Annotated in this window: 12 protein-coding genes and 1 pseudogene; 5 read left to right on the top strand and 8 right to left on the bottom strand. The window is 64.2% G+C overall.

Going from position 1 to position 14264, the window contains the following annotated elements; all coding sequences use genetic code 11:
• Positions 1-43: 43 nt before the first annotated feature.
• Both F6B93_RS11735 and F6B93_RS11730 read right to left on the bottom strand, forming a co-directional pair.
• Positions 44-715 (bottom strand): GAP family protein, encoded by a 672-nt coding sequence (locus F6B93_RS11735; protein WP_211699430.1) that lies wholly within the window; start codon positions 713-715, stop codon positions 44-46.
• A 41-nt stretch (positions 716-756) separates the two neighbouring features.
• Positions 757-3081, bottom strand: coding sequence for an arylsulfatase (locus F6B93_RS11730; protein ID WP_211695255.1), 2325 nt, complete (start codon positions 3079-3081; stop codon positions 757-759).
• A 459-nt stretch (positions 3082-3540) separates the two neighbouring features.
• On the opposite strand from F6B93_RS11730, the gene F6B93_RS11725 reads away from it, so the two are divergent.
• Positions 3541-4020, top strand: a complete 480-nt coding sequence (locus tag F6B93_RS11725) for an MPT63 family protein (protein WP_211695254.1) — start codon at positions 3541-3543, stop codon at positions 4018-4020.
• 127 nt (positions 4021-4147) lie between these two features.
• Positions 4148-4792, top strand: a complete 645-nt coding sequence (locus F6B93_RS11720; protein WP_211695253.1) for a hypothetical protein — start codon at positions 4148-4150, stop codon at positions 4790-4792.
• On the opposite strand, the gene F6B93_RS11715 is transcribed toward F6B93_RS11720, so the two are convergent.
• The 4 genes from F6B93_RS11715 to F6B93_RS11700 all read right to left on the bottom strand — a co-directional run bounded on the left by F6B93_RS11715 (position 4789) and on the right by F6B93_RS11700 (position 10336).
• Positions 4789-6663, bottom strand: coding sequence for a fatty acyl-AMP ligase (locus tag F6B93_RS11715; RefSeq protein WP_211695252.1), 1875 nt, complete (start codon positions 6661-6663; stop codon positions 4789-4791). The two genes, F6B93_RS11720 and F6B93_RS11715, sit on opposite strands and share 4 nt — an antisense overlap.
• A 436-nt stretch (positions 6664-7099) precedes the next feature.
• Positions 7100-8377, bottom strand: coding sequence for a lipase LipD (lipD, locus tag F6B93_RS11710; RefSeq protein WP_211695251.1), 1278 nt, complete (start codon positions 8375-8377; stop codon positions 7100-7102).
• Between the two features lie 261 nt (positions 8378-8638).
• A complete protein-coding gene (locus F6B93_RS11705) occupies positions 8639-9850 on the bottom strand; it encodes an IS110 family RNA-guided transposase (RefSeq protein ID WP_211695250.1) in 1212 nt (403 codons plus the stop codon).
• 222 nt (positions 9851-10072) lie between these two features.
• Positions 10073-10336 (bottom strand): hypothetical protein, encoded by a 264-nt coding sequence (locus tag F6B93_RS11700; protein ID WP_211695249.1) that lies wholly within the window; start codon positions 10334-10336, stop codon positions 10073-10075.
• A 236-nt stretch (positions 10337-10572) separates the two neighbouring features.
• Between F6B93_RS11700 and F6B93_RS11695 the strand changes: the two genes are divergently transcribed.
• Together F6B93_RS11695 and F6B93_RS11690 are read left to right on the top strand one after the other, a co-directional pair.
• On the top strand, positions 10573-11211 hold the full coding sequence (locus F6B93_RS11695; RefSeq protein WP_211699429.1) for a YoaK family protein: 639 nt from the start codon (positions 10573-10575) through the stop codon (positions 11209-11211).
• A 33-nt stretch (positions 11212-11244) separates the two neighbouring features.
• Positions 11245-11484, top strand: a pseudogene (locus F6B93_RS11690) (haloacid dehalogenase-like hydrolase); the annotation flags it as partial.
• Here the strand turns inward: F6B93_RS11690 and F6B93_RS11685 are convergent.
• Positions 11481-12341 carry a lysophospholipid acyltransferase family protein gene (locus F6B93_RS11685; RefSeq protein ID WP_211699428.1) on the bottom strand — a complete coding sequence of 287 codons (861 nt, stop codon included), beginning with the start codon at positions 12339-12341 and terminating at the stop codon, positions 11481-11483. The pseudogene F6B93_RS11690 and the gene F6B93_RS11685 sit on opposite strands and share 4 nt — an antisense overlap.
• A gap of 107 nt (positions 12342-12448) precedes the next feature.
• Between F6B93_RS11685 and F6B93_RS11680 the strand changes: the two genes are divergently transcribed.
• A complete protein-coding gene (locus F6B93_RS11680) occupies positions 12449-12916 on the top strand; it encodes an SRPBCC family protein (protein ID WP_211695248.1) in 468 nt (155 codons plus the stop codon).
• A gap of 42 nt (positions 12917-12958) precedes the next feature.
• On the opposite strand, the gene F6B93_RS11675 is transcribed toward F6B93_RS11680, so the two are convergent.
• Positions 12959-14122 carry an LLM class flavin-dependent oxidoreductase gene (locus tag F6B93_RS11675; RefSeq protein WP_211695247.1) on the bottom strand — a complete coding sequence of 388 codons (1164 nt, stop codon included), beginning with the start codon at positions 14120-14122 and terminating at the stop codon, positions 12959-12961.
• Positions 14123-14264: the final 142 nt, after the last annotated feature.

Below are 14264 nucleotides of genomic sequence, written 5' to 3'. Positions count from 1 at the left end.
CATCGCTCTAGCCATCGGGCAATATTCGTGTGGGCGCGGCCGACTAGAAAACCCCCAAGCCATGCAACGCTTTGGTGCCGAACCACACCCCGAACACGACGCCGGCAACAACGACGATTGGTCGGTTGTTGTCCTGTAGCCAGCGCAGGATGCGGTCCAACAGGGAGCGCGACTGCTCCGGGAATATCGCAGCGATACCGACGACGAGCAGGTTCGCGCTCAACGTCAGTAGCACGAAACTGACGAAGGTGACGATGCTGATAACTCGCCCCAAACCGGCGGTGCCAATCACACTGATCGCGGCCAATGTGAACACCCACGTCTTCACCGAAACGGTCGCGACGCCCGCGCCGATCAAGAACGACTTGGTAGGCGTTGCAGCCATCAACAACGACATCCACTTCGGCGGCGGCGCATCGGGATCGTCGTCGCTCAGGAACTCCCGCGCAGCCGTGACCAGAAACACCACGGCTACCACCAGCAGCACGGTCGACACGATCCAGTGGTGGCCTTGATCAGGGTCAGCAGTGCGCTTTCCCCAATGCAGGATCAAGCCGAAAACGACGCCTTGAATCAGATTCGTGACGATGTGGCCGCCGACCCAGGCGCTCGAGGACCGCAGACCAGAAGAGGTGCCTAGCAACATGATCGTGATCACGAGCGCAATCGGTTCCAGCACGCTACCGAGAATTAGCGGTATAAGACCGCTCCACATAGAGAGCACAGGCTGAAGATATCGACTAGTGCCAGCGCGTGCTATTGCGAAGCGAGTGCGGCCCGGACTTCACTCTGGGCCAGCGCCGCGACGAGATCAGCGGGTCGAGGGCTCACGGTGGCGTCGATTTTGTCGATGCGACCTGTGAAGCGGAACTCATGCCCGTAGGGCACGACCAGCGAACCGGTGTCCACGCCGACGTCCAGGGTCTCGCCGGACATCGAGAACCGGAACGGAACTGTCCGCTCGATGCGACCGCTGGCTACCACTGCATCATTGACCGACAGTGACAGCATTCCCCCCATGCCGAGGCCACCGCCGTCGTAGTCAAACGAAACACCAAGATTTACTTGACCTTCCGTCAACTTCCGGTCTGCCGCTACCGTCGTAATCTCATGACCCAGGTAGTTGTAGGTAAACGTTGGCACGCCGTCCAACAAGTACAGGCTCCATCCCGCCATCTTGCCGCCCAGACAGATGACCACGCCTTGCGCGCCACCCGCCGGTATCTGCAACTGCGCCCGTAGCTCGAAGGAAGTGCTGGTAAAGGACACTGTCGACGTCTCGGGGATGCGCACATGATCGGCGTAGAAGGTGGCGGTGGTGCGATCACCGAAGAGACTCGGCCGGTTCGCCGGCAGCGCCCGGGCGAACGTTGCATCGCTGAGCGGATAAACGTTGTACTTGCGCGCTTCGGCATCGAAAACGGCCTGCAACTCGGCAAGTTTCTCCGGGTATTGTGCGGCGAGGTCGACACCTTGACTGAAATCGTCCTTGATGTGGTAGAGCTCCCAGCGTTCGTTGTCGCCGAACGGGTTACTACCTGTGCGGATCCAGGGCACTCGCCCGTGGAAACACGCCGCAACCCAACCCTCATGGTAAACGGCGCGATTGCCAAAGATCTCGAAATACTGGGTGGTGTGGCGCTCGTCGGCGTCGGCATCGTCAAACGAGTACTGCATGCTGACACCTTCGATCGGCTTCTGCTCGAAGCCGTTAACTCGCTCGGGCATCTCGATTCCGGTGGCATCCAGGATCGTAGGGACGATGTCGATGACGTGGTGGAACTGACTGCGCTGCTCCCCCGCCGTGGTGATCCCCCGCGGCCACGATAGGGCCATGCCGTTGCGGGTGCCGCCGAAGTGGGACGCTACCTGCTTCATCCACTGGAATGGCGAGTCGAGCGCCCACGCCCAGCCGACGTTGTAGTGGTTCTCGCAGCGCTCAGTGCCGAAGTCGTCAATGTGCTCGAGGAGCAACTCGGGGTCCTCGGGCAGACCGTTCTGAAACGCTGGCGAACTCCACGCCCCATGCACCGTTCCTTCGGCTGAGGCCCCGTTGTCGCCGGTCACATAGATGAATAGCGTGTTGTCCCACTGCCCCAACTGCTCGATAGCGTCGACGACCCGTCCTATCTGAGCATCGGTGTGGGCCAGGAAGCCTGCGTAGACCTCCATCAACCGGCGGGCCACCGGCCGGTACCGCTCGTCATAGTCGGCCCAAGCTGGTACTTGGTCGGGACGCGGCGTCAACCGGGCATCGCTGGGAATGATGCCCATCTCGATCTGCTTGGCATAGATCCGCTCGCGCAGCGCGTCCCAGCCGTCGTCGAATTGGCCCGCGAACATGTCCGACCATTCCGACCACACTTGGTGGGGGCTATGTGTTGCGCCCGGCGCGAAGTACATGAAGAAGGGCTTCTCGGGCGCCGCCGTCTTCTGCCGGCGAATCCACCCGATCGCCTGGTCCGCGAGATCCTCGGTGAGGTGGTAGTCATCGCGGCCGAGGTGCGGCTGCACCGGTGTGGTCTGGTCATAGAGCGCCGGTTCATACTGTGAGGTGTCGCCGCCCAGGAAGCCGTAGAACCGCTCGAAGCCAAGTCCGGTGGGCCAATGGTCGAACGGTCCGGCGGGGCCAGTCTCCCAGGTCGGAGTGAAGTGCGCCTTGCCGAACAGGCCGGTGCTATAGCCGTTCATGCGCAGCACCTCAGCGATAGTCGCCGTGCTCCGTGGTATCACACTGTCGTAACCGGGAAATCCATAGGCGACCTCGCAAATGGTGCCCATATGCGCGCTGTGGTGATTGCGCCCGGTCAGCAACGCGGCACGCGTGGGCGAACACAGCGCGGTGGTGTGGAACTGGTTGTAGCGCAAGCCCGCGCCGGCAATCCGATCCAGCGCCGGTGTTGGCACCGGCCCGCCGAACGTCGACGGGGCGCCGAAACCAACGTCGTCGAGCAAGACGACCACAACGTTCGGGGCGCCCGGGGGCGGAGAGACGATCGACGGCTTTACGGGGGTGGAGTCGGCCACCGAAGGGTTCATGACCCCGGCGAACGGCTGCTCCCCGTGTGGTAGATCGACCATCTCTCTATGCCTCCTGTGTGATTCTGAGTAATTCTGAGCGCAGCGGATTGTCGTCCGTGGCGATACTATCGACGGTGTTACGCCCAGAGTGGCACGCTCCGGGCGCGGGCACACCTGTGATCCCTGCGGTCCGGACCATCGCCTGTGGGAGTCTCATGCCCCGGAATTGATCCAGAATTGCTCCGGACCTGAGGTGAGGCACCCAATCGGTGTCGCCCTGACCGAATACACCGGTCCATATAGTCCACGAGCTGTGAGGGCGAACGGCTGTCCGCTGAGGCTGAGCGGACGCTTCGCGATGAATTCGTCCGATCAGGACGACGCATGCTCCGGTTCCTGGGACAACGCTGTAGAGCGGCTCCTCCTGGCAAATTCCTAGAAGCAACGCGTCGTTTGCGGATTAGAGTAGTTATGTCGGCCGGTTCGAAGGAGTAATCGCCCTAACGAAGTGGAGGACCAATGAAGCTCACCACGATGATGAAGACGGCGGTGGCGGCCGCGGTCATGGCAGCGACCGCTACCATCACCGCACCGATCGCGTTGGCCACATATCCCATCACCGGACAACTCGGCAGCGAGTTAACGACGACAGACTCCGTTGGCCAAGTGGAGTACGGCTGGACAGTCGGCGATCTCAAGTCCAGTGCTGACACCATCCCCGGCTATCCCGTGGCCGGCCAGCTCTGGGAAGCCACGGCGACCGCCAACGCGATCCGCGGCACCCTGACTCCGGCTATCTCGCAGTTCAATGCCTGCCCGGCCAACGCGGTCTGCTACCGGGTTCTGTGGCAAGCGGCAACGGCGAACGGGATCAGCGGAGCCACGATCCTGCAAGGCACACAATCGACCGGAAAAATCTACTTCGATGTCACCGGTCCGGAGCCGACCACAGTGACAATGAACAACGGGATGGAAGACCTCATGGTGTGGACGCCCTAGAGCGGCGACCGCACTGGGGGACGGTCACGCTGTCTTGAGGAATCGCCGGCCCACGCCTCAGCGGCCGAACCGGCGTGGGTGTGTGCCGTAGCTGCCGGTCGCGTCATGGCGGTGTCACCATAGCGCTATGACATTGCAGACATTGCGTAGCATCGGCGCGCGCCGGTCCGCGACGATCCTCGTGGCGGCGGCGACCACCGCCTGCGGGCCGGGGATCGGAATTACCACCGGAGAAGCTCCGCCGCCGAGCCGCACCAGTGCGGCTCCCCCCACACTGGCAACCCCGGCCAACAACCTGCGTCTAGCAAACGCGGCTGACTACTTTGGCAATGCGGACGATCACGCGGGCTACTACTTCGCGTCACCGAGCGGTCGTTGGCACTGCGCGATCGTGCCCCATTCGAAGGCTGGGTGTCAGTCGGCGAGCGGCTCCACGATGGGCATCGAAGGCGAGCCGGACACCGTCGCCGGCCCGGACGGCTCAACTGCCCTCCCGAACGCGATTGTGGTTGGCGAGACCGGCGATGCGCACTTCGCGGCGCTGCGGGACGGGGAATTCTCCCCGGATTCCGGTCCGCCGAAGGTACTGCCGTTCGACAAGGTCCTCAATGCGGCCGGGTTCCGGTGCAACTTTCAGGAATCGGTCGGCGTGTCCTGCGGCAGCGAAACGACCACCCGGGGCTTCACGTTCTCGCGTGACGGCTACACGCTGCAGTACACCGACGTACCGGAAGACGCGGTGCCTGACGCCGAGGACGCTGCGCCGAACTAATGAACGCCGAGCGTTCCACTGAGATATTGGGCACGGCAGGCGCGCCGCGCCAGTTTGCCGCTCGTGGTACGCGGGATCGAGCCGGCCGAAAGGAACACAACGTCGGCGACCGATAGACCGTGACGGCGCGACACCGCCTCGCGGATTGCCTCGATGGCCGGCACGGGGTCGGCGCGGCTGGTGCCCGCCGCACGTTCGGCGACGATCACCAAGCGCTGATCGGACTCTCCCTCACTCGAGTCGTCCAAACCCGAGGATCCCTCGGCCGGGGCGGAAAACGCGGCGGCATATCCCCTCCGAACGATGGGCGATGCCTCCGCGACGGTGGCCTCGATGTCCTGCGGATAGTGACTACGCCCGTCGATGAGCACCAGATCCGCTATTCGGCCGGTGATATAGAGATCACCGTCGAGATACACACCCAGATCCCCGGTCCGTAGCCAGGCGTCGTTCGTGGCCGAGCCGTCGGCGTGGCTATCGCGCTCCAGCCGCGAGCGCAGCGCGCCACCGAACGTCAGCCGCGTTTCCTCAGGTCGCCCCCAGTAGCCGCGGCCCACGTTGTCGCCGTGCAACCAGACCTCGCCGACGTCACCGTCGGGCAGTTCGGTTCCGGAATCGGGGTCGACGATGACGGCCCACAAGCTGCGAGCTGTCCGACCGCATGACACTTGAGCGACGGCGTTGGGCGAGCCGGGGGCGACCCGAACCGCGCGACCGCTACCCAGTTGCTCCCGGTCGAGATACACGACACTCGCTTCGGCCCCGTGGTCAATGGTCGCGACGAACAGCGTCGCCTCGGCAATCCCGTAGGAGGGTTTGAACGCCGTGCGCGGCAACCCGTAGGGAGCGAAGGCCTTGTTGAACGTGGTAATCGCGTCGATGCTGACCGGCTCGGAACCGATGATCAGGACGACATTGCTGAGGTCGACATTGTCGCTTTGTGCGGGGAGTCCGCGCTGCGCGGTCCACTCATACGCGAAGTTGGGCGCCGCCGTGACCACGTTGCCCTGCCGTGAGCCGTCCGCCAATGCCTGGATCCACCGCTGCGGCCTACGGACGAACGCCGTCGGTGACATCAGGGTGGAGTGTCCGCCGTAGACCGCCGGAAAGCCGATCATCGACAAGCCCATGTCGTGGTAGAGCGGTAACCAGCTGACCCCGTGGGTGTTCCGGTCCAGCAGGTCGATCGACAAGATCATCTGCACCAGATTGGTACCCACCGCGCGGTGGGTGATTTCCACCCCGACCGGTGGGCGTGTCGAGCCCGAGGTGTACTGCAAGTGCGAAACCGCGTCGCTGTCGAGGTCGACTGCGGTGAACAGCTCCCCCGCGGAGTCGGGTATCTGGTCGATCACGATGACGTGCGGCTTCCTCAGCTGCGGGCGGCTGGCCAGAAAATCCTCAACCGCCCCCTTCGCCGCCGCAGTGGTCAGCACGGCCGTCGGCTCCGAATCGCGAAGTGCGGTATCGAGGCGTTCGGCATGGCCAGGCAGTTCGGGTGCGAACAGCGGAACCGCGATGGTCCCGGCCTTGATCGCTGCATAAAACCCGGCGACGTAGTCGATACCTTGGGGCGCAAGGATCGCAACCCGATCGCCGGTACCGGCGAACTGCTGTACGCGCGCGCCGATGGCCTCCAATCGGCGACCGAATTGAGCCCAGTTCACCTCGACGGCGTGCCCATGAGCAGAGCGGGTGTGGTCCAGGTAGCGATACGCGACAGCGTCGGCGACATTCGCGATGTTGCGGTCTATGAGGGAAATCAGTGTGGTCCCAGGCGGCAGTGCAACGCTGCCATTGGCACCTAGGCAGTCCTCGATCTTGAGCAGGCCAGGAGGCGCCGCGGATTCCTGTGGGGAACCGACTTCCATAGCCGCAGTCTAAGCAACCGGCGGTGCGGCCTCGTGGAACCGACGGCGATGTCGGCCCCGAAGGTGGCGACCGGGCTCAACGTTTCCCGCACCGCCACCACACGCCACGGCCGCCACTGCAGGTGCGCGGACCGGTAGCCGATGCTTGATCGGCCAAGTAGCGCTGCGCTTTGGGTGTGCTCGACGGCGTGCTCACCGTTTTGGTCGCGGCCGTGCTCGGCTGGTTCATCGCCGTCTGCGTCACCGGAGCGGGCGCGGCGACGGCATAGGTGAGCGCGGCCGCCGCAATGAACATACGTGGGAACATCCGTGGCCAGTTTTGCCTCGCCATGTGGCGAATTCTACCCCGGTAACACCCTCCGCGGCTGCTGTGTTTGGTGGGCGGCCCGAGGGATCGCAGAGACCGCCCAAGGAGCCTGGCCGAGCCCTGAGCAGCCTAGGTACCTGACGCCTTTTCCTGGGCACTCGGTTCGTAGTAGGGCGCACCGAAATGAGGCACCTCCAGCGGATCGTCTTCGCGTGCGGCCGCGACGGCTCCGCTCAGCAGCGGAGCCAGCCCTGCGAACGAGCCAATGTCGAACAACAGGAGTGTCAAGAGGCGGTTGTGCACGTAGCCGAACGAACTGCCGGTTTCCGGATCGGCCCATCCGATGGTGCCACCGAGACCAATGTGGCCATATCCTTCCAAGAGCCCTGGGACCGGCGAAGATTGGTAACCCTGGTGGTAGGTAAAGGGAAGGCCAAGGTTCAGGTCCGGCCATAGTTCGGCCTGTCCGGTGAGCCCCTGCACCGATTCGGATGACAACAGTTGCGTTCCCTCGATGGCACCGCCATTGGCCAGGGCGCCGTAGACCTTGGCTAGCGCCCGCGCGGTCACCACACCGTTGACTGCCGGCACCTCACCGTCGAGGAACGGCATATCGTCTTGCAGCATCGAGAGGATGCCCGGGAAGTAGACCGCTCCAAGCAGCCCGGAGAACGATAGTCCCGCAACCTTCGGCGCAATGAAGTCGAGCAGCGGCGTGGGTATCTTGGACTGCGGCAACAGTGTCTGTGCGGCTGTGGTAGCCGCTTCAGCCGGCGGGCGGCCCAGATGAAGTCCGTCGGTGTCGAGCGGTCGGGCGAGCTCTTCGCGGAATAGTTGACGCATTCCTTTTCCGGTCACGGCCCGGGCTAGACCAGACAGCAGCCATCCGTACGTCACGGCGTGATAGGCCATCTTTCCGTGCGTGCGGTCGAGCGGCGCGGCGGCCAGTTTGTCCTCCATCAAGAGGTGATCGAGCACGTCTTTCTTGCCCACACCCTTGAGATGTGAAAGGCCCGATCGATGCCGTAGCACATCGCTGACCGTGATCTCGGACTTGCCTTTGGCGCCGAACTCCGGCCAATACTCTGCGACCGGTACCTCGTAGTCCAGGAGGCCGCGGTCGACCAGGCGATGAATCACCGTCGCCGCTAACCCCTTGGTCGCGGAGAACACCATCGCGCCGGTATCGGACGTCCACGGCACCTCGCCGCGCCGATCGGAATACCCGGTCCACACGTCCACGACCTGGCGGCCGCCGATGTACACCGACAGCGCCCCGCCCCCAAACATTCGCCCGGGATAGAGCCCGGCGAATGCTCGGATGACTCCGGCGAAACGTGAATCGCAGGCACCCTGCACGCCGGACGGTAGGCCACTATCGGTAGTAAGTACGGACGGTTGCGCCATACTGTGAATGATCGCAGGCGCACGTATGCTGCGACGCTCGGGTTGCACGTTTTTCTGGCCGTTGGATCCGACTGCCGGTAGGCAGCGAGCCGCTCAGCTGTGCTAGGGCAGCCGGTTGAGCCCGTTTCTGCTGAGCAGGAGCCCGCCGGTGCCGGCGAAGAGCGGCCCGGCGTGGCCGTCGATCCCGCCAAAGCGTCCGAATCCGCCGGTCCCGCGCTCGGCGAGTAGCCACCCGCCTAGACATCCCAGGGTTTTAAGGTGTCAAGCGGCAGTTGGGGTGCGGTGTGCCCAGGCGGTGTGTTCGTCGTATCGGTTGTGGTGTCGTAGGCAGCCGTGCAGGATGGCGACGAGACGGTTGGCTAGGGCGCGTAAGGCTTGGTGGTGGGTGTCGCCGGCGCCGCGGTGTTGGTCGTAGAACGCGCGGGCGCCGGGGCTGGCCACCAGGGCGCAGAAGGCCCATTGGTCGATGGCGTCGTAGAGACGGCGGTTGCGTGCGTGGCGGGCCAGCACGGCGCGTTTCTTGCCCGACGCAACAGTCAAAGGTGAGGTTCCGGCGTAGTTTTTGCGAGACTTGGCATCGGTGTAGCGATTCGGGTCGTCCCCGAACTCACCGAGCACCCGGGCGCCGAGTACAGCACCGAGTCCTGGCAGGGAGAGGTAGATGTCGGCGTCCGGGTGTGTCTCAAAATGGTCGGCGAGGCTGGCCTCGAGCTCGTTAATCTGGCGGTTGAGCTCTGCGATGATGCTGACCGCGGCGCGGGTGCTGGCCGCGAACGCGGCGCTGACCGCTGCGGGTGCCGATAGCTGCTCGGTGCGCAGCGCGGCGAGGATTTCGCGGGCGCGGGCGGCGATATAGCGCTGGCGCCCGCCGCGTTTGAGCGCAGACTGGATCGCTGGCAGGCTCAGCCGGGTGGCCTGTTCTGGGGTAGGGGCGCGCCTGAGCACCTCCAGGGTGTCGCCGTGGGCGAGGTCCTCGAAAGCCGCCAGTGCGCTCGGGTAGTACTCCCGCAACGTGCTGCGCAGCGCGTTGGTGTGGCGGGTGCGTGCCCAAATCAGGTTCTGATGTGCGCGGGCCAGAACTTTGATGGCTTCAGCGGTGGAGCTGTCGCCGGCGAGCGAGCGATGGTTGTGTCGATCAGTGCGCACCAAGTCAGCCAGCAGTTTGGCATCGCTGGCATCGGATTTGGCTCCCGAGACGTGGTGGCGATCGCGGTAGCGGGCCACCGCCAGGGGATTGATCGCAAACACCTGATAGCCGGCCGCCGCCAGGGCGCCCACCCACAAGCCCCGGTCGGTTTCGATGCCGATCACCACCTGACCCGGCTCCTCGGCGTGCGCCGCGATCAGCTCGTGGAGCTGGCGAACGCCGGTCAAGCCTTCAGAGAGCCGCCGTGACGCCAACCGCGTACCGGCCTGGTCCATCACATGCACGTCGTGATGGTCTTCGGCCCAGTCGTCTCCGATGAAAATCACCCGATGTCCTCCTCCGATTTCCGGTTGTGAGATGAGCCGAGGGCGCCCGGGCGGCAACCTAATGGATCAGTGCTCCACACCGGCACGACATCCCATCAGCGCTACGGGCAACCCCACCATCCGACCGGGGCACGATCTAGTCGTAGAAGTCCACACTCGCTTCAGGCTGCAGAAGTGCTCACCGGCCGGTGGCTCTCAGACCAGCCTCTCCCAACCGAACCCTTACCGATGGAAGCCCCGCCGATCCATTCCCATTAGGCTGCCGTCGGCGTTGATCGGGGCTAGTGCCTGCTGCTGCGGGTCATGCGGCGGCGAGGTGCCGACCGTGGGATCGCGGCCAGCTAATCCCAGCACTACCCCAAAGCTTTCGCCGGTGCCGGCGTCGCCGAAGGTGGGACCGGCCATCCCCGGCATACCGGAGCCATAGGCGATTCCATTGCCCAGCAACGACCCTCCTGGATCCGGCACCGCAATCACAGTCGACACATCGCACCTCCCGGCAGACGACACTGTCGGTAGACCATACACTAACGACCTAATGAGTGGTCGGTTTGGGCGATACAGTCCCCAGCGACGTTTGCGGTGGTAGCAACGAACGCAAGGACGTGCAGCGGGCCCGCAACGTGCACACCGCCGGCAGGGCAAGGGGTAGGGCAGGATTGGTGGTCGTGACTGTGGGTGAAGGTTCACTGACGCACACTTGGACGACTCTGCCGTTCGCGATGCTGCTTACCGCAGCCAACGCCTCGCTCGATTCGTATACCTACATCGCCCGCGGCGGTGTGTTCGCCAACGTTCAGACCGGTAACGTCATCTTTTTCGGGCTCAACATGAGCCAGGGCAAGCTGCACGACGCACTCGATCATGCGTGGCCGATCCTGGCGTTCCTCGTCGGTATCGCCGTGGCGTCGTACCTGAAGTCGGGGCGCGTACACAGATACCTGACCCATCCGCTGCGGTGGGCGATGCTGCTGCAGGCGATCGTGCTGGCCGCCATCGGCTTTGTCCCCGCGACGGTGCCGCACAACTTCGTCACGGTACCGATCTCGTTCGTTACTGCCATACAGATCGGACTGTTCCGCAACGTTGGCGACTTGTCCTACTTCCCGGCCGCCACGACGGGCAACATGATGCGCATGGTCGAGTTCGGGTACGACAGGTTCGTGAACAAGACAGAAGCGTCACGAGGCGTGTTCACAACGTACGCGGTTCTGATTCTGTGCTTCGCCACTGGCGTGCTGATAGGTGCCTTAGCCACCCGCGCGTGGTGCGTGCACGCGATCTGGCTGTCCGCCGGGTTCCTCGCGATCACGCTCGCGCTGATCATCTTCGACGAACGCAGGAAGTCGAACTCGGTCTGAGCCCCCCGTCGATCTCGAATTTGCCAGTCGTTCCTCGCGGCGGGCGATTCGACCACCGACAGCACCTTCGTCGGTGACGCCACCGCGGTGTCGCTGGTGATCAACCGCAACAAGGCCGAACTCATGTGCCGCGCCTACGACGGCCTCTTCACCGGTGGCGGTAGCTGTGCGATCAACCCGATGTTTATCGACCCGCTGCCCCAGCACCCTCCGTACCCATGTGGAGAGGCATTCGTCAACGCCGACGGATCGACTGGGCCGGTACTGCGCTAGCCATCCGTTCGCAACAGTCGCCCGACCACCGACCGATTCGGGTCGGCTTCGCGCTCGGCGAGCATCAGCTCGATGCCCTCCTCGATCGCGGCCGCGGCACGCTCGCGCACTTTGCGTGCGGCCCGGTCGTTGGCTTCTTGCCCGGTGAACTCGGCGGTGTCGATCGCTGGGCCGAACCAGTAGTACTGCCGTTCGGGGCGTGGCACCGGGGTCAGGCCCACCCCGCGGACCAGTGGCGGGGCGTCGGGCGTGCCGAGCAGCTTTTCGGCGAGGAACTGTACTGGCGCCATGAGCGGCGAATCGATGTCGAGCAGGATGTCGATACCGTGCTCGGCTCCTACGGACGCGAATGGCACGATCGGATACCCGTGTTGAATTGCCAAGCGCGCGAACCCGAGTCGGTTCTTCCATACCAGCTTGTAGCGTTCGTTCTTGCGCTTGGCGACCTCACGACCGCCGCCAGGAAATACCATCACGAGCTCGCCGCGCCGCATCAATTCTGATGCGATCTCCCTGGTGCCCTCCACGACGCCCATGCGCGTCAAGGCGTCGCGCCATCCCGGGATCTTGAAGTGGGCGTGATCGCCAAGGGATCGGACCATTCTCCCCCGCTCCCAGAGTTCGGTGGCCAGCAATGGCGCGTCGACCAAACCGAGCAAATTGTGATTGCCTACCAGCAACGCGTGATCGGTCGGCACATTGTCGATTCCGTACACCTTGGGCTTGATTACCCTGCGCAGCGGTTTTATCAGGCGTAGCGCGGCGGCGACATCCGACTCGGTTGGTGCGGCGGGAACCGTAGCGGCATCAGCATCGGGCACATCGTGAGTATGCCCGCATCGATGCCGCCGCGGCATGCAGTGCTCGCCGACATCGTGCCCACGTCGGGTCGCGTACGGGTCCGGCGGTAGGGTACCCGACAGCACCATTTCAGGCCGTTCGGTTGTTGCGTCGGGAGTCGGGCATGTCGGATCGAAAGTTCACGTTCGAGGTCACCAAGACCGCTAGTGCGCCCCCGGCGACTGTCTTTCGGCTTGTGTCCGACGGCGGCCGCTGGTCGGAATGGGCCAAGCCCATCGTTCTGCAATCGAGCTGGGCGCGCCAGGGTGATCCAGCCCCGGGCGGTGTCGGGGCGGTCCGCAAGCTAGGAATGTGGCCGGTGTTCGTGCAGGAGGAGACCGTCGAGTACGAACAGGATCGCCGCCACGTCTACAAGCTGGTTGGCGCGAGAACGCCCGTCAAGGACTACTTCGGCGAGGTGACCCTCACGCCGAACCCGGCGGGCGGTACCGACATTCGCTGGGCGGGCTCGTTTACCGAGGGAGCCCGCGGTACGGGCCGAGCGATGCGGGCCGCATTGGGCGGAGCGGTCAAGTTTTTTGCCGGTCGGCTCGTCCGGGCGGCCGAGCGCGAGGCAGGCACCGCACACTAGCGTCGGTCTTGGGACGCAAGACCTTTCGCGCAACCTGATGAGCTAGGCCGAGCCGACCTCGCTTTGATATTTCTTGGTCATGTGCTCGATGGCATGCAGCTGGGTTTGCGCCAGACCCTCGCGTCGTTCCGCGGCGCGCGCCGCCGCGTCGAGGGTCGGTTGGGCTTGCCCCTGAAAGTGTGGCATCACTTCGGCCGCGAAGAGTTCGGCAGACCGTCTGCTGGCTGCCGGATTCGCCCACTCATGGCCCATTTGCAGGAGGCAGCCGAATCCACCGGACTGCTCCCAGAGTCGCTGCACCTGCGCCCGCGCCCGCTCCGGCGTGCCGATGACGCCTGCCCCGTTCTCGTTGATGATGTCGATCATCTCGTCCAGCTGCTCCCCGGGCATGGTCATCTGCGGGAATGCGGCCACCTTTTGGAAGTACCGAAACCACGGCTCGATGCCGAACTTCACGTCGGCGCGAGCCTGTTCGTCAGTCTCTGCGATATGGAAAGGTCCAACCAGACTCCAGTTCCGGCGGTCAACGTCCGCCCCGAAGGCCGCAGCGCGCTCTTCGACGATGCCCCAGTGGTAGGCGAGCGCGTCGAAGCCTTCAACCGTTAGCGTCGCCCCGATGGACAGCAGGCCGATGCCGTGCTTGCCTGCCAGCCGCGCTCCAGTCGGCGAAGCGACGGCGGCAACCGCTAGCGGGATGCCTCCCTCCGAGTACGGCGCCAGCTGTAACCGGGCGTCGAACAATTGATGCGTGGCTGTCTTGGCAGTCACCGTCTCCCCCGCCAGCAGGCGGACGACGATATCGAGGTTGGTCTCCAGCAGTTCCCGGGTATCGGTCGGGGTGAGCCCAATCATCGACGAATCGGTGGGTAGCGAGCCCGGTCCAACCCCACCGATTACGCGACCATGGGTGAGGTGGTCCAACAGCATCAACCGGTCGGCAACCCACAACGGGTTGTGGTACGCCAGCGAGATGACCCCGGTGCCAAGCCGGATCCGCTTCGCCCGTTGCGCGGCTGCTGCGATGAAAATCTCCGGCGAGCTGATGATCTCGCTGCCTGCCGAGTGATGCTCGCCCAACCACACTTCATCGAACCCGAGGGCATCCAGGTGTTCGATGAACTCCAGATCCCGTTGCAACGCGAGCGTCGGATTGGTGCCTGCGCGGTGGAAGGGGGCAATGAAATATCCGAACCTGAGCTTGGCCATGGTGAGGCTCCCTCGCGATCGACTGGATCGAACCTTAGTCCCCCGCGGTCAGCGCATGGTCGACATCGGCGACACCGATGGGGCTAGCTTCAGCTTGGCCTCACCTGCTCACAATTTCAACGGCCGTTCGCCAGCCGCGAGG

This window comes from Mycobacterium spongiae (genome assembly GCF_018278905.1).
In the GTDB taxonomy this organism is placed as follows: Bacteria; Actinomycetota; Actinomycetes; order Mycobacteriales; family Mycobacteriaceae; genus Mycobacterium; species Mycobacterium spongiae.
This window is presented reverse-complemented; position numbering and strand designations above follow the sequence as displayed.

Excerpts from the sequence above, each read along its gene's own strand:
- F6B93_RS11735 (WP_211699430.1), bottom strand. The coding sequence starts at position 715 with ATGTGGAGCGGTCTTATACCGCTAATTCTCGGTAGCGTGCTGGAACCG.
- lipD (WP_211695251.1), bottom strand. The coding sequence starts at position 8,377 with ATGGCGCAACCGTCCGTACTTACTACCGATAGTGGCCTACCGTCCGGC.
- F6B93_RS11680 (WP_211695248.1), top strand. The coding sequence starts at position 12,449 with ATGTCGGATCGAAAGTTCACGTTCGAGGTCACCAAGACCGCTAGTGCG.
- F6B93_RS11725 (WP_211695254.1), top strand. The coding sequence starts at position 3,541 with ATGAAGCTCACCACGATGATGAAGACGGCGGTGGCGGCCGCGGTCATG.
- F6B93_RS11720 (WP_211695253.1), top strand. The coding sequence starts at position 4,148 with ATGACATTGCAGACATTGCGTAGCATCGGCGCGCGCCGGTCCGCGACG.
- F6B93_RS11685 (WP_211699428.1), bottom strand. The coding sequence starts at position 12,341 with ATGCCGCGGCGGCATCGATGCGGGCATACTCACGATGTGCCCGATGCT.
- F6B93_RS11730 (WP_211695255.1), bottom strand. The coding sequence starts at position 3,081 with ATGGTCGATCTACCACACGGGGAGCAGCCGTTCGCCGGGGTCATGAAC.
- F6B93_RS11715 (WP_211695252.1), bottom strand. The coding sequence starts at position 6,663 with ATGGAAGTCGGTTCCCCACAGGAATCCGCGGCGCCTCCTGGCCTGCTC.
- F6B93_RS11695 (WP_211699429.1), top strand. The coding sequence starts at position 10,573 with ATGCTGCTTACCGCAGCCAACGCCTCGCTCGATTCGTATACCTACATC.
- F6B93_RS11675 (WP_211695247.1), bottom strand. The coding sequence starts at position 14,122 with ATGGCCAAGCTCAGGTTCGGATATTTCATTGCCCCCTTCCACCGCGCA.